Source organism: Streptomyces buecherae (assembly GCF_014295035.1).
GTDB lineage: Bacteria > Actinomycetota > Actinomycetes > Streptomycetales > Streptomycetaceae > Streptomyces > Streptomyces youssoufiensis.
The window spans coordinates 3,346,152-3,366,834 of record NZ_CP060404.1; the positions used below are offsets into that span (position 1 = coordinate 3,346,152).

The window sequence follows — 20,683 nt, forward strand, 5'->3', positions numbered from 1 at the left end:
CCGGGCGCCCCCGCACGCGGGTCGGTCACCGGCCGCGCACGGCACGCGCACCGGGCGGGCACGTTCCGGGCGTCGTGCGCCGGCGCGGGCGTACGACGCGAGTCCCTGCCCGGCGGGCGGCCCGGCCGGGCACGGCCACGCCGCCCGCCGGGAGCGGGCGGCGTGGCCGGGGCGCCGCGCGGCCTGTGTGCTGACCCCGCGGGTGGCGGGTCAGAACGGGCCGGTCAGGTGACGCGGAGCAGCTTCGTACCGAAGGACGGCTCGGCGAGGTCCTCGCCCAGCGCGACCGGGACCTTCACCTGTCCCGGGCCCTGACCCACGGTGAGGGTGCCGATCTCGGTGCCCGCGTCCTGCGTGTGCGGCAGCTTCTTGCCGCCGTCCGTCAGGTCCAGGTTCACCGTCAGGCCGGGCCAGCCCACCGCGGTCACGTCCTTGACCGCGACGACCGGCGTCTTGCCGCCGAGACCGTCGTCCACCTCGCCGACCACGTCGCCCTTCTTGACCACCTTGTGCGCCCGCAGGGTGTCCTGCGCCTTGAGGATCAGCTTCTTGCTGGCGTCCAGGGCGCCGGTCAGGATCGAGTTGTCACGCTCGGCCGGCGGCTGCGAGAGCACCGCGCCGATGATCAGCTGCGTGGTGCCGCCGATCTTCTTCTCGGCCGCGAAGACCAGGTTGCCGCCGGCCTTCGTGGTGGTGCCGGTCTTGATGCCCACCACGCCGTTGAACGGCACCAGGTGGTTCCAGTTGCCGTGCACGTCGCCGCGGCTGTCCTCGTAGTTCGGCATCTTGACGACCTCCCGGAAGACCGGGTCGTCCATCGCCTTCTTGGCCAGCTTCACCTGGTCGACGGCGGTGCTGACGGTGGTCGCGTTCAGGCCGCTGGGGTCGGTGTACGTGGTGTTCTTCATCCCCAGGTCCTTGGCGGCCTCGTTCATCTTCGCGACGAACGCGGCCTCCGACCCGGCGTCCCAGCGGGCGAGGAGCCGCGCGATGTTGTTCGCGGAAGCGATCATGATGCTCTCGATCGCCTCCCGCTGGGTGATCTGCGCACCCTCGTCCACCTTGACGACGGACTCGCCATCCGCGTCCTTCCCGGCGTCGGCCGCCGCCTTGGCGTCGATCTTGATCTTGGGCCCGTCGGTGCCCGCCTTCATCGGGTGGTCCCGCATGATCACGTACGCGGTCATCACCTTCGCCACGCTCGCTATCGGAGCGGGCTTCTGCTCCCCGTACGCGCCCAGGCTGCCGAGCCCCTCGACGTCCACGACGGCCTGCCCCTTGCCGGGCCACGGCATCGTCGGCTTGGCGCCGTCGAAGGAGAAGGAACTGTTCGCGGTGAGCTTCAGCTCGGGCGTCGGCAGCGGACGCAGCGACTGCGCGACCCCGAAGAGGATCGCGAGGACCAGCACCACCGGCGTCCAGATCTTCACCCGGCGCACGATGGTCCGGGTCAGCGTCGGCTTGGGCGGCGGCGTGTTGGTGAGCTGCGCCAACAGGTCGAGCGGCGCCGGCGGGCCGGCGGGCCGCTCGGACTCGCCGGTCGACGTGGCGCCCTTGGCCGTGGCGCCGGTGGCCGCGCCGGCCGGCAGGTCCAGCACGGGCTGCTGCGCCGTGCGCTCGGTCACGGGCGGTGTTCCAGCGCCGGCCGCGGCGGCGGGCCGCGCGCCGGCCGCCGGCTTCGCCGGCCGCTCGTCGGCGGACTTCAGCGGCACGAACTGGCTGGTCCGCTCGGCGCTCGCCGGCTCCTGGCCTCGTCCCGCGCCCTTGCCCTTGCCGCCCGCCGTGGCGCCGGCGTCGCGCGGCAGGTCGGAGGGGCGCAGCGCCTTGAACGCGGTCGTCGGGCGGTCGACGGCATCACCCGCCGGGCCCACGCCCTTGCCCGCGCCCTTGCCCTTGGCCTCGTACGCGGCGTCCTTGCCCGCGGTCTTGCCCTCGTCCTTGCTCTCGGCCTTGTCCTCGCCCTTGCCGGGGCGGGCGCCGGCGCGCTCGCCGGCCGGCGCGTCGCCGGCTTCCCTGGGTCGGAGGGTGCCGAACACGGAGGTGGGGGTGTCCACCGAAGCGGCGGCCCGGCCGGTCGCATCGGTACGGCCGGCCCCGTCAGCCCCGGAGGCCCCGTCAGCCCCGGTGGCCTTGGCGCTGTCGTCCTTGTCGTTCTTGCCGTTCTTGCCGCCGTCGCTCTTGCCGCCGGCGGCCTCGCCGTCGCTGGCCGTGGTCCCGCTGCCCTTGCCGCCGCTCGGCTTGGTCCCGCCGCCGTCGCTCGCGCCGTCGCGGGTCGCGCGGGCCGCAGCGGCGCCGTGCACCGCGCCGAACACGGCCGTGGCACGGTCGGCGGGCGTCCCGGGGACGCCGCCGGAGCCGGATGCGGAACCCGATACGGAATCGTCGTCGGACGCGGAGGACGACGCGTCGGCCGCCGAGCCGCTCGCGGCGGCTCCCGCCCCGGCCGGGGTCGCCACCGACTCGCCCTTGCCCTTGTCGCCGCCCTTGCCCTTGCCGCGATCGGCGGTGCCGGCCCCACCGGCGGGGGCGGCGGAGTCGGTACGGGCGCCGGCCTCCGACCGGCCGTCACCTGGCGCTTCCTCCCGGTCGTCGGGACCCGCCTTGGCCACCCAGGCGGCGACGGCGGCCCGCAGCCGAGCGTCGCCGACCGGCACGGCCGGCCCGTCGCCCGTCACGGACGACGCCGACGCGTCGGCGTCGTCCGCCTCGGCATCCGACGCCGAGGAAGGGGCCGACGTGGAGTCGGAGGTGTGGGAAACGGAAGCGGCGGCGGAACCGCCGTCCGCCCCCTCGTCCCCTTCTCCGTCCGCGTCCGCGTTCCCGTCCGTGGCGCCGTCGTCGGCGGGCGCCGCGTCCGTCGCGGACCGGTCGGCGCCGGGCCGCGTCGGCAACGGGCCGGTGCGCAGCACGGTGGTCACCCGGTCCTCGCCGTCGGCGGCCGAGCCCGACGTACCGTCGTCGTCCGCCTCGTCCCGCGCGCCGCCGGCGCCCTCGTCCGCCGCGTCCGATTCGCTGTCGCGAACCTTGGCCGGGCCGCCGGAGCCGGCGGCGCCCGCCGTGGCCCTGCCCGCGTTCCCACCCGGGTCGCTCGACGTGCCGGGCTCGTCCGACGCCTGGCCGGGGGTGCGACGTATCGCCGTGAAGACGGCCGTCGCCTGGTCACCGGACCGCTCGCGGCCCGCGGGCTCGCGCTGGTCGGATTCCGGTTCCGCGTCCGCCCGGGCCCCGGTCGCGCCGCCGCGACGCGCCGGAACGCCGGAGGCGCCGCGCTCGGCGCCGTCGCCGCCGGACCGACGCTCGGGCCCACCCGAGCGCTCCGAGGCGCCCGAGGAGGGCCTGGAGGCCCCACCAGGCGCCTCCGCGCGGCCGTTCACGCCCGGCGCCCTGGCGGCCGTCCGTGCGGCGCCCTCGCGCGCCGGAGCGGAGCCCGGAGTCTCCTCCGCTTCGCGCCGGTCGGTGAGCCGCGGGTCACGTTCGCCCCTGATGGTCTCCCCCGATGACTTTCGCTGCTCTGACCTGTCGGGGGACTCGCCCGCCACCGATGCCTCCTCGAAATACGTTGCGCGGGACGCACCACTGCCCGTGGCACCGCGCCCCGCCGCCCAACCGTCTATCCAGTGTCCTGTGTCGCCGCGGCGCGCCAGCACGGCCGCTCCGCCAAGGGGCGTCGCCCACCTGCTAGACGAGAACGACATACCTACCGGTTCCCGCTCGAAGTGCCCACGCGCTCTCGACAGACCAATGTGAGAGGGGTCACCCTGTCATTCATCCACGCGGGGAGGCATGGATGGGCAGGAGCCGCAGAACAATTCCGGAGGAGCTTCTGCTGCTCGCTTTGGACCCGGCCACGGGCACCACAGCGCAGCCGCAGTCGCTTGACCTCGGCCTTGCCGGGGCCCAGCTAGTAGAGCTGGCTCTGGCAGGACGGATAGCCCCAGATGGGGATCGTATAGCCGTGGTGCTACCACGGCCGACCGGAGATCCGACGTTGGACTCCGCGCTCGAACTGCTGCGCCGACGCGGCAGTCCGGTGCGCGCCGTCCACTGGATCGGCGGGCCCCGACTGGGGCTGCGCCAGACGTATCTCACGCACCTGGAGCGGTGCGGCATGGTGCATGCCGTGGCGGGTCAGATGTGTGGGGTGCTGCCGACGACGCGCTACCAAGCGACGGAGACGGCGATCAGCCGGGAGATCAGGGCCCGACTCGATAACGCGATCCGCACCGGTGTACCGCCGGACCCGCGGACCGCGGCGCTTGCCGCCCTGGCCCACGCGGTCGGGCTCGGCAAGCACCTCTACCCGGGGAACGAGGGGCGTTCATCGCGCTCCCGGCTCCGGGACCTGATCAGGCACGACCCGATGGGCGGGCTCGTGGCGCACGCCGTGATGGACGTACAGAACGGCGTCGCCGCTCAGCCAAGGCGAGCACCGGCCACTGGCCGGCAGGTCGCCGGGGCCCGGCCGACGGCGGAGGCCGCGGCGGGCGTTCCGGCGCAGTCGGCGTCCGCCAGCGGGAACATGGCCCGCGTCGGCGCCCGCTGACGAGGGTCCGGCGTCACGCGCGAGGAAAAACCGTTTCATCGATGTGCTGCCGCGCAGGACGCTGCCCGGCCGGCACATCGCCAGCCGACGCGCTGCCGGCCGACCCACCGCCCCACGGCGTCCCTTCGGCCGGCATGACGCCACGCACCATGGGCCCAGCCCAGCACCACCAGCAACATCAGGCACCACCAGCAACATTCAGCCAGCACCACGAACAACCAGAGCACCATCAGCACCACGAGCACCGCTTCCGAGCGGTGCTTCGCGCAGGACCGTACGGCCCGCGGTGCCGAGCAGACGCTCGGCACCGCTCGCACCATCCGCACGACATCTCCACCCGTGCCGCGCGGTACGGGCGACGCCACCGGCGCCGCCCCGCCACCGCACGGCACTTGGGTGCCACTGGCACCACCGGCACCACACCAGCACCGCCCGGGCGGCGTGCCGAGCACGCTTCGCCGGGGCGCACCGCGCCGCGGTCCACTGACCGGTTCGGGAGCCGCTGAAAGCGCGCGGGGTGGGGGACGGTCACCGTGACGTACGGCCGTTCCGCCGCCCCGCGCGCCCGCCCGCGCGCCGGCGGACCGCCCGCGCATCGCCGAACGTGGCCACATCAAGACCCTCTGTGTGCATTTTCCAGCGCCGCCCCGATCAGGGATGGCAGGCTGCTGAACGGCAGTGGTCTCCGTACGTACGGAGACGGTCCCAGCAACGGGCAGCAGAGTGAACCCGGAGGTGCACTTCCCGTGACATCCAGTGTGGGCCCCACGGTCAGGCGACGCCGGTTGGGCCAGGAACTGCGCAGGCTCCGCCAGGAGAAGGGCATGACGGCGGAGGAGGTGGCCGAGGAGCTGATGGTCTCCCAGTCGAAGATCAGCCGACTGGAGAACGGCCGCCGCAGCATCAGCCAGCGCGATGTGCGCGACCTGTGCCGCACGTACCGGGTCGAGGACAAGCGCCTGGTCGAGTCGCTGATGCAAATGGCCAAGGACTCGCGGCAGCAGGGCTGGTGGAACGCGTTCGGCGACGTTCCGTACAGCGTCTACATCGGCTTCGAGAACGACGCGGCCTCGCTGCGCGTTTTCGAGTCCCAGGTGGTTCCGGGGCTGCTCCAGACCCCGCAGTACGCCGAGGCGGTCATCGGCGGGGCGATCCCGGAGGGCACGGCGGAGCAACTCGCGCAGCGGGTCCAGGTGCGCATGCGCCGACAGGAGCGGATCACGGACCCGCTCAGCCCACTGCGCCTGTGGGCGGTGGTGGACGAGTCGGCGCTGCGCCGCCTGGTGGGCAACTCGCGCGTCATGGCGGAGCAGTTGGAGTACCTGATTCGCATGAGCCACGAGCCGCACGTGACCGTGCAGGCGCTGCCGTTCGACCTGGGCTCGCACCCGGGCATGAGCGGCCAGTTCTCCATTCTGGAATTCTCCGACGAGTCCGACACCAGCGTGGTCTACCTGGAGGGCGTCACCAGCGACCTGTATCTGGAGAAGCTTTCCGACGTGCAGAGCTACAGCATGATGTACGAGCACCTGCGGGCCCAGGCGCTCAATGTGGACCAGACCCGCGAGTTCATCGCGAAGGTTGCCCGGGAACACGCGCGGAACCACGAATCCGGGAAGTAGACCGCCGCGCCCGATGTCCTTTTCGGCACGCGCTGGATACGGCATTCCCCGTCGGCCCGGCAACCGGCCCCGCCCGGCGACCCACACGCGGGTCCGCCACCGCTCGCGGCGCCAGCGCGGGCCGAACTCCGTTCCCCGCGCGTCCCGTTGAGCCCTACCGACTCCGGCGCTCCGACGCGGGGAGGGAGGCTACACCGTCGCGCCCCACGCGTGGAAGGGCGCCAGGGAATGTGCCATCCGGTCGAGTGAACGCCCCATTCCCCTGGCGAGGGAGGCGAGTAGCGTCGAGCGCGTCGCCCGAATGGTGGCGAGAACCATCCGGCAAACACATCGGAGTAAACATGGCTATTCGACGCGGGGAAACCCACGCCTGGCAGAAGTCCACGCACTCCGGAGGCAACGGCGCGTGCGTGGAAGTGGCGTCTCCGGCCACCGAGGTTATCGCGGTGCGCGACTCCAAGGACCCGAGCGGCCCCTCCCTGGCGTTCTCCCCGGAGTCGTGGAACAGCTTTATCGCGGGCGTCAACGACGGTGCTTTCAAGGGGGCCTGACCCACCGGCCGCCCGCGCCACAGAGCAGTTCCCGGCAGCGCCCACCCGGCCGCGTCGAGCGGTCAGCGCGCTGACCACGCCAGGAACCGTCCCGGTCCGTTCCACAGCTCTCCTGACCGGTTCGGCTCCACCACGATCCCCACGAGCCGCTACGAGACCGTGTGAGCCGCAGCTCGCCGCGGGGGGTCGTCGCACCAGTCGCACCATCCGAGATCCACGCCTGTGACCTCGGAGTTCTTCTGTACGGCGGCGACGCGTCGCACTCGCTGACGCGCCGTCGACACGAGCCCTCTCGACCGGTCGCCGTCCCTGCCGAGGGGGCTCGCCGCCGTCCGCCACCCCCTGCCACCCCGTCACCGTCGGGAGGGGCGACCCCACATCGCCTCTCCCCGGCCGCCGTTCGCCCCCCGCGTCGCCCGCTGCCGCGCCGCCTTCCCCTCCGCGCGCCACCGACGCCGAACAGCACGGCCGAAACACCACCGCCGAACACCGCTCCCGGCAACCGGCGACCATGCCCCCATATACCCGCCCATATGCGCACATCGGTCGGTGCGTTGGTCCGCGCACGGGCGTGCACGCAGATGGTTGACCTGGCCATCTACTCCGTAGACTGCACCCGGGAGACAAGGAGCAGTCGATGCGCGCCAACACCCCCAGCCTCGCCGCCCGGGTCGGCTCGGTCGCCGGTTCGCCGGTGCGGGAGATCCTGCGGCTCACCGCCCGGCCGGAGGTCATCTCGTTCGCGGGTGGCCTGCCCGCGCCGGAACTCTTCGACACCGACGGCATCGCCGCCGCCTTCCGCCGCGTACTCGACGAGGAGCCGCGGCGCGCGCTGCAGTACTCCACCACCGAGGGCGACCCCGGACTGCGCGCGGCGGCTGCCGCGCGGCTGACGGCGCGCGGCCTGCCGACCGACCCCGCCGACCTGTTGGTCACCACCGGCTCGCAACAGGCCCTGACGCTGGTCGCCAGCGCCCTGCTCGACCCCGGCGACGTGGTCCTGGTGGAGGAGCCGTGCTACCTTGCGGCGCTCCAGTGCTTCGGGCTCGCCGGGGCGCGGGTCGTCGCGGTCCCCGGGGACGAGGAGGGTCTGGACCCGGCGGCCGTGGAGGCGGCCGTCGTACGGGAGCGGCCGAAGCTGCTCTACACCGTGCCCACCTTCCAGAACCCCACCGGCCGCACCCTGAGCGCCGCCCGGCGCCGGGCCGTCGCCGAGGTCGCCGCGCGGCGCGGGCTGTGGGTGGTCGAGGACGACCCGTACGGCGAACTGCGCTTCGAGGGCGAGCCGGTGCCGTGGATCGCCGCCTTCGCGCAGGACGCGGGCGCCGCCGACCGCACGGCGCTGATCAGCAGCTACTCCAAGATCATGGCGCCCGGGTTGCGCCTTGGCCTGCTGCGCGCGCCGGCGCCGCTGCTGCGCGCCTGCAACGTGGCCAAGCAGGCGGCCGACCTGCACACGCCGACCGTCAACCAACTCGCCGCCGCCCGCTACCTCGCCGACAACGACCTCGACGCGCACCTCGCCCGGGTCCGCGGCGCCTACCGCGAGCGCCGGGACGCGCTCATCGCCGGGCTGCCGGACGCGCTCCCCGCCGGCTCGCGGTGGAACCGGCCGCAGGGCGGCATGTTCGTCTGGGCCGCGCTGCCCGCCGGTCGGAACGCCACCGAGGCGCTGCGCGAGGTGGTCACGCACGACGTGGCGTACGTGCCGGGCGCCCCGTTCTACTCGGGCGAGCCCGACCCGACCACGCTGCGGCTCTCGTTCGTGACGCACACCCCGGACGAGATAGCCGACGGCCTGAAGCGGCTGGCCAAGGGCCTGCGGTAGCGCGCTCGCGCGCGGCGCCTCTCAACTGCGGGGCGCTCGTGCCTCCCCATCGCCGGGGCTCGCGCGTCTCCGACCCACGGGGCTCGCGCGCCGCTCAACCCCGCGGGTAGCGGGCCAGCCAGGCGGGGGACGACTTGGCCGGGGTGTGCAGGGCGGGGCCCTGGGTCATCTCCATGGCGAAGTCGTCGGCCAGCTCCAGGATCGTGCCGCGGCCCTCCAACTCGGCCAGCCAGCCGGGCGGCAGGGCCGTCTCGCCGTGCAGGGCGCCGAGCAGGTTGCCGCAGATGGAGCCGGTGGAGTCGCTGTCGCCGCCGTGGTTGACCGCGAGCAGCAGGCCGTGCCGGATGTCCTCGGCGACCAGCGCGCAGTACACGCCCATCGCCAGCGCCTCCTCGGCCGTCCACCCCTCCCCCAGGGACTCGACCCGCTCGGCCGTCGGCAGCCCCTGGCGTACGGCGCCGAGCGCGTGCTTGAGCGCGTCGGAGGTCTCCTCGTGGCCGGGCCGGGTGGCGAGCATGGCCAGCGAGCGCTGTACGGCGCCGTCCAGCGCCTCGCCGCGCGCGAGGCCGTGCACGATGAGGGCGAACGCGCCCGCCGCGAGGTAGCCGGTGGGGTGGCCGTGGCTCTGCGCGGCGCACTCGATAGCGAGTTGGAAGACGAGTTGCGGCTCCCAGCCGACGAGCAGCCCGAACGGCGCGGAACGCATCACCGCGCCGCACCCCTTGGAGTCGGGGTTCTTCGGCGCGTCCAGGGTGCCCATCGGGCCGTCGGCCAGGCCGGACAGGCAGGCCCGGCCGGGGGCGCGCTGCGCGTACAGCCACTCCTCGCGGGCGAGCCAGCCGTCGTTGTGGTTGCGCTCGTCGGGTCCCCAGTCGTGCTGGGTGGCGTACCAGCGGCGGTGGGCCGCGTACACGTCGGTGGGTGGGTGCCAGGCGCCGGTGTCGCGTCTGACCTGGGCGCGGATCAGCCCGTCCACGGTGAACAGCGTCATCTGGGTGTCGTCGGTGACGCTGCCGCGCCGGCCGTAGGCCGGGACGAGGTCCGTGACGCCGTCGGGCCCGTGCGCCTCGCGGATGGCGGCCAGCGAGTCGAACTCGATGCCGGCGCCCAGGGCGTCGCCGATCGCGCCGCCGAGCAGACAACCGCGGACCCGACTACGGAAGTCCTGCTGCTCGGCGCGGCCCCACATCGCGGACGCCGCACGGGCAGATGCGGTCACGACCTCGCCCCTTTCCGTTCGTTTCTATGGCTCTTCGCGCAGCACCCAAACTGGTTCAGCACTGTAATGGACCATGAATGATCGCTTCCGGCCCGTCGCCGAATGTGAACCACATCATCGCGACGCCCCGCGCGGAGCACCACACCCCCTCGCCGACGCCGCCGAACCGACCGCCGCGGCCCGCCTTCGCCCACATCGAACCACCCGCCCGCCGAGCGGCCCCCTAAAGGTGCGCGGCCCCGCGCCGGCCCGTACCGGGGCGCGTCCGGCCATTCCGGCACCTGTCCGAGAGGCGAGCAGCGCGGCCCGTCGCGCCACGCCGGGCCACCTAGCATCACCCCGTGCGGGGCGCGGCCGGGAACGTCGCGCTCCGGGGGACGCACGGGGGCAGGGGGAGTTCATGAGGGTGGGCGGGTTGGCGGTCGCGCTGGTGTTGGTCGCGTCCGTTCTGGCGGGTTGCGGTGAGAGCGGGCGCGCGCAGCGATCACAGGGGGCGCGCGACAGGGCCGAGCCGTCCGCGGAGGCGCGCGAGCCCACCGGCGGGGCGACCCGTGAGCCCGCCACCGGCGACTGGTGGCGCCCCCGGCCGGGCGCCGCGGCCGACTGGGACTGGCAGATCAGCGAGCCGTACGACCTGTCGGCGCCCCGGCAGATGTACGACCTCGACCTGTTCGACCTCGCGCCCGCCGGGTCCGAACTGCGCTACCCGGACGGCGAGGTGATCCCCGTACCGGCCGGCACGCTCGCCGGGAAGATCGCCACCCTGCACGCCCGTACGCCGCGTCCGATCGTCATCTGCTACGTCGACACCGGCGCGTACGAGGACTACCGGCCCGACGCCCACCGCTTCCCCGGCCACCGCGCCGCCGCCGAGGGCGGGCCGCCGAACCGGCCGCGGCGGCCCGCCGCGGGTTCCGTGATCGGCTGGGACACCGGGTGGGAGGGCGAGCGGTGGCTGGACATCCGGCGGTCGCGGCGGCACCTGTTCGCCGACGCCGTCTGGGCCCGGTTCGACCTCGCCCGGCGGATGGGGTGCGACGGCGTGGAGCCCGACCAGAACAATCCGGTCGACAACGACCCCGGGTTCCCGATCACGCTGGAGGACCAGCTCTCCTGGTACCGCGAGGTCGCCGAACAGGCCCACCGGCGCGGCCTGTCCGTGGGTCTGAAGAACGGCCACGACCAGCCGGGCTCGGCCGCCCGGCTGGTCGATGCCTTCGACTGGGCGCTACCCGAGGAGTGCGCGCAGTTCGACGAGTGCGACGAGCTGTTGCCGTTCATCAAGGAGGGCAAGGCGGTCTTCGCCGTGGACTACGCGGGCTCGGTGCGGGCCGGCCCGGCCTGCCGCCAGCACCGCTCCCGTGGCTTCGACGGCCTCATCAAGGACGAGCCACCCACCGGCGCCCACCGCGTGCCCTGTCGGTCCTGAGCCGACGGGTCGGCGGGTTGGCGGGGCGGCGGGGCGGCGGGTTGGCGGGGCCGGGTGAGCGGGCTGGCGGGGCCGGGTGAGCGGGCTGGTTCAACACCCGTCCGCCCGCTGCCCTCCTCGCACCCGCACCCGCACCCGCACCCGCGCCCCCGCCCCCGCCCCCGCCCGGTCAACTCCGGACGCGCTCCACCGGAATCCACAGCTCCGCCTCGGCCCGCGTCCCGTCCTCCGACAGGTGGGTCCGCAGGATCTCGGGCCCCGGCCTGCTCTGGTACGGGTTGGACGGGAACCACTGGGTGAACACGTCCCGCCACAGGTGCTGGAGCGTCAGCGGGAACGGACCCTCGCTGTCGAACACGGCCCAGGTGCCGGCCGGCACCTCCAACACGTCCAGGTCAGCGGGGGCGTCGGCCCCGGTCACGACGGCGTGGTAGTAGTCCAGCTCCGTCCCCTCGGCCCGGCTCGGGTCGAGGTTGTGGCTGACCCCGACCACGCCGCGCGGCTCCTGGTCGGACAGGGCGGTGATACGCCCCAGCGTCTTTCGGTCGATGCCGCGGATGAACTCCGCGATCGCCGGGTTCGCGCCCTCGTGGACGAGCGGCACCCGGGCCTTCCTGCCCACGACGTGGAACCGCTCCTTCTCCACCACTCGGTATCGCATGCTGCTACTCCCTTCGACGGTCAGCCGGAAGGAGATCCGAGGCTGCGAACACAGCGGCGCGCCATCGCGCCGCGCCTCGCCCGGGCCCACGCCGTGCACGGCCCGGAAGGCCCGCGCGAACGCCTCCCCCGAGCCGTAGCCGTAGCGCACCGCGATCTCCAGGAGCGTCCGCTCGCCGGCGAGCACCTCGGCGCCCGCGACGGTCAGCCGCCTGCGCCGGACGTACTCCGACAGCGGCATCCCGGCCAGCGCGGAGAACAGCCGCCGGAAGTGGTACTCCGACGTCACCGCGATCCGCGCCAGGTCGGCCATCTCGATCCGTTGGTCGAGGTGCGCCTCGATGTGTTCCAGGGCCTGGTTCAGCCGGTCCAGCACCTCGGTCTCCTTCCCTTACGCCCACCACGCTAGGAAGGCCGCACCCCCACGGACCCGACTTCCCGTGCCCGCTTCGGTCGGGCTCGTCGGATCGGTCGGGGCCGTCCGGTCCGCCTGGTCCGCCTGGTCCGTCCGGTCCGCCTGGTCCGTCGGGGGGTTCACACCGCGCCGTCCTCCAGCACCGGCAGCAGCTCCGGCAGGTGGCCGTCCGACGCCAGCGCCGCGGCCTGCCGCTCCGCCGGGACCTGGCCGTACGTCGTCGTCCTTGGCCGCGCCGGGCGGCCCGCCGCCTCCGCTATGGCGACCAGGTCCTGGATGGAGCGGTACGAGCCGTAACCCGAGCCCGCCATCCGGGAGATGGTCTCCTCCATCAGCGTGCCCCCCAGGTCGTTGGCGCCCGAGCGCAGCATCTCGGCCGCCCCCTCGGTGCCCAGCTTGACCCAGCTCGTCTGGATGTTGGGGATGTACGGGTGCAGCAGCAGCCGGGCCATCGCCGTGACCGCCCGGTTGTCGCGGGTGGTGGGGCCGGGGCGGGCGATGCCGGCCAGGTAGACCGGGGCGTTGGTGTGGATGAAGGGCAGGGTCACGAACTCCGTGAAGCCCGGGGCGCCCTTCTCCAGGGCGGCCCGCTGCATGCCGGCGAGCGTGCGGAAGTGGCCGAGCCAGTGCCGGGGCTGGTCCACGTGCCCGTACATCATCGTGGACGAGGAGCGCATGCCCAGCTCGTGCGCGGTGGAGACGACCTCGACCCAGGTGGCCGTGGGCAGCTTGCCCTTGGTGAGCACCCAGCGCACCTCGTCGTCGAGGATCTCGGCCGCCGTGCCCGGGATGGAGTCGAGCCCCGCCTCGCGCGCGGCGGTCAGCCACTCGCGGATGGACAGGCCGGTGCGCGAGGCGCCGTTGACGACCTCCATCGGCGAGAACGCGTGCACGTGCATGCCCGGCACGCGTTCCTTGACCGCCCGGGCGATGTCGAAGTAGGCGGTGCCCGGCAGGTCCGGGTGGATGCCGCCCTGCATGCACACCTCCACCGCGCCCACCTCCCACGCCTGCTCGGCGCGGTCGGCGACCTGGGACAGGGAGAGGGTGTAGGCGTCGGCGTCCGTGCGGCGCTGGGCGAAGGCGCAGAAGCGGCAGCCGGTGTAGCAGACGTTGGTGAAGTTGATGTTGCGCGTGACGATGTACGTGACGTCGTCGCCGACCACCGAGCGGCGCAGGTCGTCCGCCACCCGGCACAGCGCGTCCAGCGCGTCCCCGTCCGCGTGCAGCAGCGTCAGCGCCTCGTCGTCGGTGAGCCGGGTCGGGTCGTCGGCGGCCACGGCCAGCGCGGCCCGCACGTCGCCGTCGATCCGCGAGGGCACCATGCCGGGGGCCGCCGCCTCGCGCAGCGCGTCCCAGTCGCCGTAGACGTGGTCGAAGTCGGCGCGTCGGTCGCCCGTGCGGCCCTCGGTGTCGATGGTGCGGTGCAGTTCGGTGCGGCCCGTGCCGGTGGTGGGCAGCGCGAAGCCCTCGTCGGGCTCCTGCCACGGCAGCCCGGTGGGCAGGGCCTCGGCGCGGGCCAGGCCGGTCTCGGGGTCGGCGAGCGCGCCGACGTGTGGGAGCAGCCGGGGGTCGAGCCAGGGCTCGCCGCGCTGGACGAACTCCGGGTAGACCGCGAGCCGTTCGCGCAGCTCGAAGCCGGCGGCGGCGCTGTGCTCGGCGAGCGCGTCGATCTGCGGCCAGGGGCGCTCGGGGTTGACGTGGTCGGGCGTGAGCGGCGAGACGCCACCCCAGTCGTCGATGCCCGCGCCGATCAGCCGCGCGTACGCGCCACCGGCCGCCGGCTGCGTGACGTCGCCGTCCACCAGGTTGGGCGGGGCCTGGAGGTTCACGGACGGGCCGAGGATGTGCCGGGCTACGGCGACGGTGGCGACCAGGTCGTCCAACTCCGCGTCCGGCGCGGCGCGCATCGCCGTGTCGGGCTTGGCCCGGAAGTTCTGGATGATGAGTTCCTGGATGCCGTGGTAGGCGCGGGCGACGCGGCGCAGCGCGAACAGCGACTCCGCGCGCTCCTCGGGCGTCTCGCCGATGCCGATCAGCAACCCGCTGGTGAACGGCACCGAGCTGCGGCCCGCGTCCTCCAGGACCCGCAGCCGCACGGCCGGCTCCTTGTCGGGCGAGCCGTAGTGCGGCTGGCCCGGCTCGCTCCACAGCCGCTCGGCCGTGGTCTCCAGCATCATCCCCATGGACGGGGCGACCGGCTTGAGCCGCTGGAAGTCCGTCCAGGTCATGACCCCGGGGTTGAGGTGCGGCAGCAGCCCGGTCTCCTCCAGGACGCGGATGGCCATGGCGCGCACGTAGGAGATGGTGTCGTCATACCCCTCGGCCTCCAGCCACTCGCGCGCCTCGGGCCAGCGGTCCTCGGGCTTGTCGCCGAGCGTGATCAGCGCTTCCTTGCAGCCCATCTCGGCGCCACGGCGGGCGATGGCGAGCACCTCGTCCGGCGACATGTACATCCCGTGGCCGGCGCGGCGCAGCTTGCCCGGGACGGTGGCGAAGGTGCAGTAGTGGCACTTGTCCCGGCACAGCCGGGTGAGGGGGATGAAGACGCTGCGCGAGTACGTGATGACGCCGGGCCGGCCGGCGGCGGCCAGGCCCGCGTCGCGCACCCGCGCGGCGGACGCGCACAGGTCGTCCAGGTCGGCGCCGCGCGCCTGGAGCAGCACCGCGGCCTCGCCGACGTCGAGGGCCACCCCGTCGCGCGCCCGGCGCAGGGCGCGGCGCATGGCGTTGGCGGTGGGCGCGGCGGAGGGGACGGCCGGCGTGGGCAGTGGGACGGCGGGGGTGGGCGAGGCAGCCGGGGCGGCGGGGGTGGGCGAGGCGGTTTCGGCCGGCGGGGCCGTGGGGGCCGAAGTGGTCGGCGCGGGCGGCCCGTCGGGGGTCGCCGGCGCGCCGGCCGGGAGTGCCGTGCCCGCTGCCGGCCGCGGTACGGCCTGGTCAGCGGGGGTGTGATCGGGCGTGGCCGGGTGCGACTGCCGCGCCTGCCGCGACCGCTGCGGCTGTCGTTCGGGGTCCTGTCCCTCTGCGCTCGTCGTCATTCCTTGAGGATACGAGCGGCCCCTGACAGTGGCGCCGAAGATCGCTGCGGGCTATGTCACAGGTCCGGGCACGCCGCGCGCGACCGCCCCGCGCGGTGCGGGACGGCCGTGGGGCGGGTGGGGTCACAGGTACTGCGCGTAGTCGTCGAGCGCCCGCAACACGGTGTTCTCGTCGCCGGTCGGCGTCTGCAACACGACCTCGGTGATGCCCAGGTCAGCGAAGTGCGCGAGCTTCCCGGCGGAGGGCAGCACCCCGTACGGCACCACCTCGGGCTCGCCCGGGCGGCCCGCCTCCGTCCACGCCTGACGCAGCTTCGGCAGGGTCTCGACGAGGCCCTTGCCGCCGAGCGGCAGCCAGCCGTCGGCGTACTCGGTGATGTGTGCGAACAGCTTGGGCCCGGCCGCCCCGCCCACCAGGGTGCGCGGCCCGGTCAGCGGCGCGCCCGCGCGCTCCCGTGGCGCGTGCGACGGCTTGGGGTGGGCGTGGCTGGCCGGCACGGAGCCGAACTCCCCCTCGTGGCCGGTCGGCTCCGGCGCCCAGAGCGCCTGCATCAAGGCCATCCGGTCGCGTACCAGCTCACGCCGGGTGGACCAGCCGACGCCGTGGCTGGCGGCCTCCTCCACGTGCCAGCCGAAGCCGAGGCCCAGGGTGAACCGGCCGCCGGAGAGGAAGTCGAGGGTGGCGACCTGCTTGGCGAGGTCGATCGGGTCGTGCTGGGCGACCAGGGTGACGCCGGTGCCGAGGCCGAGCCGCTCGGTGACGGCAGCGGCCTGACCGAGCGCCACGAACGGGTCGAGAATGCGGCCGTACGCGCGCGGCGTGGGCTCGCCGGAGGGCAGCCGCGAGGCGGCGTCCACCGGGATGTGGGTGTGTTCGGGCAGGTAGAGCCCGGCGAACCCGCGCTCTTCCAGCTCGCGCGCCAGTCGGAGCGGGCCGATGGTCTCGTCGGTGAGCATGCTGGTGATGGAGACACGCATGGCCGGGGGTTACCTCCGCGTCGGCTGGGCTTGCTGCCCGTATGTTCTCTCACCGTCATCGGGTTATCCACAGGGCTTTCCGCCTCTGTCACAGACGCGTACAACGGTTGTCACACGGCAGTTCGGCACCCGGCCGCGAGGCGCGAGGGGGTCGTTCGGCCGGCGGTGGCGGCTGTCTCGTGCGCCGTCGCGCGAATGGGGGCACGGGCACGCGGGGCGCTGGTCGCCCGGCGCCGCGCGGGCCAGTTGGACGGGTGACGGCGACCTGCGATCGGGCAGGGCGCGGGCCGCTGATGGGGGATGGAAATGGACCGTCGATCACTGCTGAAGGCGTCGGCCGCCACCGGCGCGGCGAGCGCGCTCACGCTCTCCACCGTGACCTTCGCCCAGGCGGCGGACGGGCGCGGCGAGCAGAGCCGGCGCGTCACCGGCGAACTGCCGACCGGCGCCCCGGACTTCGTCTACCTGCCGATCGAGGTGCCGAGCGGCGTCCGCGAGATCCACGTCGCGTACTCCTACGACAGGCCCACCGTGCCCGCCGGCACCCAGGGCAACGCCTGCGACATCGGCATCTTCGACGAGCGCGGCACCGAGCTGGGCGGTCGCGGCTTCCGTGGCTGGTCCGGCGGGGCTCGTACGGAGTTCACCATCAGCGCGGAGGACGCGACGCCGGGCTATCTGCCGGGGCCGGTGGGCGCCGGCACCTGGCACGTCGTGCTCGGCCCGTACACCGTCGCGCCGCAGGGCCTGCGCTACGAGGTGACGATCACCCTGCGGCACGGCCCGCGCGGGCGCGCCCCGCGCCCGGTCTACCCGCCGCAGCGCGCCAAGGGGCGCGGGCGCGCCTGGTACCGGGGCGACAGCCACCTGCACACGGTGCACTCGGACGGCAAGCGCACCCCGCGCGAGGTGGCGACCGCCGCCCGCGCCGCCGGCCTCGACTTCATCACCACCACCGAGCACAACACGCACTCGGCGCACGCCGCGTGGGACGGGCTGTGGGGCGATGACCTGCTGATCCTCACCGGCGAGGAGGTCACCACGCGCAACGGACACGTGCTGGCGCTCGGCGTGGACCCGGGCACCTTCGTGGACTGGCGCTACCGGGCCAGGGACAACGCGTTCGGCCGCTTCGCCCGCAAGATCCGGCAGGCCGACGGCCTGGTCGTGCCGGCCCACCCGCACGCGTCCTGCGTCGGCTGCAACTGGAAGTTCGGCTTCAACGACGCGGACGCGGTCGAGGTGTGGAACGGGCCGTTCACCCTTGAGGACGACGTGTCGATCGCCGAGTGGGACAACGCCCTGGTCGCCGCGGTCCGTGGCGGCAGGCCCTGGCTCCCGGCGATGGGCAACAGCGACGCCCACCGGGAGGGCCAGACGGTGGGCCTGCCGCAGACGGTGGTGCTCGCCGACGACCTGTCGCGGCCGGCCGTCCTGGCCGGCATCAGGGCGGGGCGGAGCTGGATCGCGGAGTCCGCGGCGATCGACCTGTCGTTCACGGCGCTCGGCGGGCGCGGGCGGCACGCGGGCATAGGAGGCCGCCTGTCGGCCGCCCGGGACGAGCGGGTCACGGTCCGGCTTCGGATATCGGGCGCCCCGGCCAAGGGCACGATCCGCTTCCTCACCGACCAGGGCCAGTTGTTCGCGACGGCCACGCCCGCGTCGGGCTCGGGCACGGTCGAGTGGCAGACCACGCCCTCGTACGCCGCGTACGTCCGGGCCGAGGTCCGGCACGCCCCGGCGGACGGCGGCACGTCCGGCGTCCCCGGCCCGATGGCGGCCATGACCAACCCGATCTTCCTCGGCGACCACTGACGAGCGGCCGACCTCCGGCGCGGCGCTCGGGTGGGGCGGTCGGGCGTGGTGCTCGGGCGTGGTGCTCGGGTGCGGTGGGTCGCCACGGCGCTCGGGTGCGGTGCTCCGGCGGGGTGGGTTGCCACGGCGCTCGGGTGCGGTGCTCGGGCGGGGGCTCCGGCGCGGCGGGCCGTGCCGGGGGCGGCTTGGTGCGGCGTCCGCCGTGGACCGGTCGCGCCCGGTCGCGCCCGGTCGGGTGTGGTCAGTCCTGGACGGTCAGGGCCGGGGTGGCGCGGGTGAGGACCTCGCCTCGGAAGAAGGCCGGGCTGCGGCGGTGCATCACGGCCATGAGCACCGCCCCCAGCAGGAGCAGCCCGACGCCGATGGCGAAGACGCTGCCGACCCCGAAGAGCGAGCTGCCGCTCCCGTAGGAGGGGTCGCCCATGTCGTACAGCGTCTTGCCGAAGACGGCGGCGAGCAGCAGGCCACCGAGGGCCGGGGCGACGCCCTTGAACAGCAGGTCGCGTGCGGAGCGGCGCAGGTCGTGGCGGAAGTACCAGGCGCAGGCGAAGGCGGTGATGGAGTAGTAGAAGCAGATCATGAGGCCGAGGGCGTAGATGGTGTCGATCAGCACGTTCTCGCTGACCAGGCTCATCACGGCGTAGAACAGGCCGGTCGCCACGCCGGCGGCCACGGTCGCCACGGCCGGCGTGCGGTGGCGCGGGTGGACGCGGGCCAGGGCGGGCGGTAGCGCCTGGTACGCGCTCATCGCGAGGACGGTGCGGGCCACGGGGATGAACGTGGTCTGCAGGCTGGCCGCGGCCGAGGCGAGGACGGCCACGAACAGCAGCACCCCGAGCGCCGAGCCGAGGACCGGGTCGGCGAGCGCGGCGAAGACGTTGTCGGCGGTGTCGGGGTTACCGAGCCCGGTGCCCCGGTCCCCGACGCCGGCGTACATCTGCGCGGCGACGGCGGTCAGCAGGTACGAGCCGACGAGTACGACCATGGCCAGCAGCGCGGCCCGGCCCGGCGTGCGGTCGCTGCCCGAGGTCTCCTCGTTGACGGTCAGACAGGCGTCCCAGCCCCAGAACATGAAGATGGACAGCGAGAGGCCGGCGGTGAAGGTGGCGAAGGACCGCACCGCGAAGGGGTTGAGCCAGCTCCAGGAGAAGTCGATGGAGCCGGGGAGGTCGCCGGTGCGCGCCTTGCCGATGGCCAGGGCCACGAAGAGCACCAGTACGGCCAGTTGCAACCCGACCAGCGCGTACTGGACGCCCTTGGTCGCGGTCATGCCGCGGTAGCTGATCGCGGTGGCCAGGGCGATGAAGGCCAGGCAGGTGGTGATGTGTACGGCGGTGTTGTCGTCCAGTTCGGCGACGGCCGTGCTGCCGGTGAGTTCGCCGAGCAGGAGATAGCAGAAGGAGGTGGCGATTCCGGCGAGGTTGGAGAGCACGATGATCGTGGCCACCACCAGCCCCCAGCCGCACATCCAGCCCACGCGGGGCCCGAACGCCTTGACCGTCCAGGTGAAGGAGGTGCCGCAGTCCGGGACGGAGCGGTTCAACTCGCGGTAGGCGAAGGCGACGAGCAGCATCGGCAGGAAGCCGGCCAGGAAGACGGCGGGCGTCTGCAACCCGACCTCGCCGACGGTCGGCCCGAGGGTGGAGGTCAGGCAGTAGACGGGCGCGACCGTGGAGACGCCGATCACGGCACTCCCGAGCAACCCGACGGACCCGCCGCTCAGCCCCTTGTCCCGCACCCCGCGCCCGCCCGAGCCGGACGGCTCGGGCACATCGGGGGCATCGGGCGAGCTGGGTGGGGCGGGTGTGCCGGCTGTGTCGGGTGGGGCCAGTCGAGCGGTGGCGGCGACGCCGGCGGGGGGCACGGGGTCGGCGGGTCGGGTGGCCGGTGGGGCGGTCAGTGGGGTGGCCGGTGGAGCGGCGGGCCCGGTGGCCACCTTCGCCGCGGGGCCGTCCGCGACTCCGCTGGCGCCGGCCCGCGCGCGGCGGCCGGGCCGGCGCCAGCGCGAGGCGACGCTCCGTACCGTGTCTCCGGCCTGGGGCCGCGGGGGGTCTGCCTGAACCATGAACAGGACGTTAAGCCGTGCTGTTTTCGCAGCCGGAAGATCAAATTCCAGGCGGTGAAGCTTGATTGAGAAGCCAAAAAGCAGAACCTTGGCCGAAAATGCTCGGTAAATCGCCGCGAGATCCTGGGCTTCGGAGGCATCACGCGCCTTTACCCCTACTACGGGAATCGCATCCGCGCCCCGTTTGTCCGGGTTCAAAAATTTCCGTCACGCAGCGCGAACGGGGGTAGGCCAGCACACCCGCCCACCAGGGAGCCTCCGAGACGCACGACCCACTCGCTCGGTCCACTGACCCCCACCAACACCTCACGCCCGTCGCAAGAGGCCCGCCCGTCGCCCCGCCACCTGCGCGGGACCCGGTCGGTCGCCAGCGCCGCGCCGGAGGCGGCCCCACACCCACCGCACAGCGCCGTGGCCAGGCCGGATATCACCACGCGCCGCACCTTGGCCGCCGCGCATCGCACCCCCGTCCGACGAAGCGCCGACCGCACCGACCGAGCAGCCGCACCCCCTCCCGTAC

12 protein-coding genes are annotated in these 20,683 nt (G+C 73.9%); 6 read left to right on the forward strand and 6 right to left on the reverse strand.

Annotation, left to right across the window (positions count from 1 at the left end):
- Positions 1-224: 224 nt before the first annotated feature.
- Positions 225-3,374, reverse strand: coding sequence for a D-alanyl-D-alanine carboxypeptidase (locus H7H31_RS12525; RefSeq protein WP_232109811.1), 3,150 nt, complete (start codon positions 3,372-3,374; stop codon positions 225-227).
- A gap of 413 nt (positions 3,375-3,787) precedes the next feature.
- Between H7H31_RS12525 and H7H31_RS12530 the strand changes: the two genes are divergently transcribed.
- From H7H31_RS12530 to H7H31_RS12545, 4 genes are all read left to right on the forward strand, one after another.
- Positions 3,788-4,543, forward strand: coding sequence for a GOLPH3/VPS74 family protein (locus H7H31_RS12530; RefSeq protein ID WP_187062333.1), 756 nt, complete (start codon positions 3,788-3,790; stop codon positions 4,541-4,543).
- A gap of 746 nt (positions 4,544-5,289) precedes the next feature.
- Positions 5,290-6,165 (forward strand): helix-turn-helix domain-containing protein, encoded by an 876-nt coding sequence (locus H7H31_RS12535; RefSeq protein WP_187062334.1) that lies wholly within the window; start codon positions 5,290-5,292, stop codon positions 6,163-6,165.
- A gap of 341 nt (positions 6,166-6,506) precedes the next feature.
- Positions 6,507-6,716 carry a DUF397 domain-containing protein gene (locus tag H7H31_RS12540; RefSeq protein WP_187062335.1) on the forward strand — a complete coding sequence of 70 codons (210 nt, stop codon included), beginning with the start codon at positions 6,507-6,509 and terminating at the stop codon, positions 6,714-6,716.
- A gap of 637 nt (positions 6,717-7,353) precedes the next feature.
- The gene (locus H7H31_RS12545; protein ID WP_187062336.1) at positions 7,354-8,544 is read left to right on the forward strand and encodes an aminotransferase-like domain-containing protein; all 1,191 of its coding nucleotides are present in this window, start codon (positions 7,354-7,356) and stop codon (positions 8,542-8,544) included.
- Between the two features lie 94 nt (positions 8,545-8,638).
- On the opposite strand, the gene H7H31_RS12550 is transcribed toward H7H31_RS12545, so the two are convergent.
- Positions 8,639-9,733, reverse strand: a complete 1,095-nt coding sequence (locus H7H31_RS12550) for an ADP-ribosylglycohydrolase family protein (protein WP_187062338.1) — start codon at positions 9,731-9,733, stop codon at positions 8,639-8,641.
- A gap of 430 nt (positions 9,734-10,163) precedes the next feature.
- Between H7H31_RS12550 and H7H31_RS12555 the strand changes: the two genes are divergently transcribed.
- Entirely contained in the window at positions 10,164-11,192 is a 1,029-nt protein-coding gene (locus tag H7H31_RS12555) for an endo alpha-1,4 polygalactosaminidase (protein WP_187062337.1), read from the forward strand.
- Between the two features lie 169 nt (positions 11,193-11,361).
- On the opposite strand, the gene H7H31_RS12560 is transcribed toward H7H31_RS12555, so the two are convergent.
- The 3 genes from H7H31_RS12560 to H7H31_RS12570 all read right to left on the reverse strand — a co-directional run bounded on the left by H7H31_RS12560 (position 11,362) and on the right by H7H31_RS12570 (position 16,283).
- A complete protein-coding gene (locus H7H31_RS12560; RefSeq protein ID WP_187060014.1) occupies positions 11,362-12,228 on the reverse strand; it encodes an AraC family transcriptional regulator in 867 nt (288 codons plus the stop codon).
- 158 nt (positions 12,229-12,386) lie between these two features.
- Positions 12,387-15,305 carry a bifunctional FO biosynthesis protein CofGH gene (locus tag H7H31_RS12565; RefSeq protein WP_269475449.1) on the reverse strand — a complete coding sequence of 973 codons (2,919 nt, stop codon included), beginning with the start codon at positions 15,303-15,305 and terminating at the stop codon, positions 12,387-12,389.
- 123 nt (positions 15,306-15,428) lie between these two features.
- Positions 15,429-16,283: a TIGR03619 family F420-dependent LLM class oxidoreductase gene (locus tag H7H31_RS12570; RefSeq protein WP_187059903.1), complete on the reverse strand. Its 855-nt coding sequence runs from the start codon at positions 16,281-16,283 to the stop codon at positions 15,429-15,431.
- A 306-nt stretch (positions 16,284-16,589) separates the two neighbouring features.
- On the opposite strand from H7H31_RS12570, the gene H7H31_RS12575 reads away from it, so the two are divergent.
- Positions 16,590-18,098 (forward strand): CehA/McbA family metallohydrolase, encoded by a 1,509-nt coding sequence (locus H7H31_RS12575; protein ID WP_187059904.1) that lies wholly within the window; start codon positions 16,590-16,592, stop codon positions 18,096-18,098.
- Between the two features lie 241 nt (positions 18,099-18,339).
- Here the strand turns inward: H7H31_RS12575 and H7H31_RS12580 are convergent, their stop codons facing one another.
- Positions 18,340-20,163 carry an APC family permease gene (locus H7H31_RS12580; protein ID WP_232109812.1) on the reverse strand — a complete coding sequence of 608 codons (1,824 nt, stop codon included), beginning with the start codon at positions 20,161-20,163 and terminating at the stop codon, positions 18,340-18,342.
- Between the last annotated feature and the right edge of the window lie 520 nt (positions 20,164-20,683).

Excerpts from the sequence above, each read along its gene's own strand:
- H7H31_RS12530 (WP_187062333.1), top strand. The coding sequence starts at position 3,788 with ATGGGCAGGAGCCGCAGAACAATTCCGGAGGAGCTTCTGCTGCTCGCT.
- H7H31_RS12540 (WP_187062335.1), top strand. The coding sequence starts at position 6,507 with ATGGCTATTCGACGCGGGGAAACCCACGCCTGGCAGAAGTCCACGCAC.
- H7H31_RS12545 (WP_187062336.1), top strand. The coding sequence starts at position 7,354 with ATGCGCGCCAACACCCCCAGCCTCGCCGCCCGGGTCGGCTCGGTCGCC.
- H7H31_RS12550 (WP_187062338.1), bottom strand. The coding sequence starts at position 9,733 with ATGTGGGGCCGCGCCGAGCAGCAGGACTTCCGTAGTCGGGTCCGCGGT.
- H7H31_RS12555 (WP_187062337.1), top strand. The coding sequence starts at position 10,164 with ATGAGGGTGGGCGGGTTGGCGGTCGCGCTGGTGTTGGTCGCGTCCGTT.
- H7H31_RS12565 (WP_269475449.1), bottom strand. The coding sequence starts at position 15,305 with ATGACGACGAGCGCAGAGGGACAGGACCCCGAACGACAGCCGCAGCGG.
- H7H31_RS12570 (WP_187059903.1), bottom strand. The coding sequence starts at position 16,283 with ATGCGTGTCTCCATCACCAGCATGCTCACCGACGAGACCATCGGCCCG.
- H7H31_RS12575 (WP_187059904.1), top strand. The coding sequence starts at position 16,590 with ATGGACCGTCGATCACTGCTGAAGGCGTCGGCCGCCACCGGCGCGGCG.
- H7H31_RS12580 (WP_232109812.1), bottom strand. The coding sequence starts at position 20,163 with ATGGTTCAGGCAGACCCCCCGCGGCCCCAGGCCGGAGACACGGTACGG.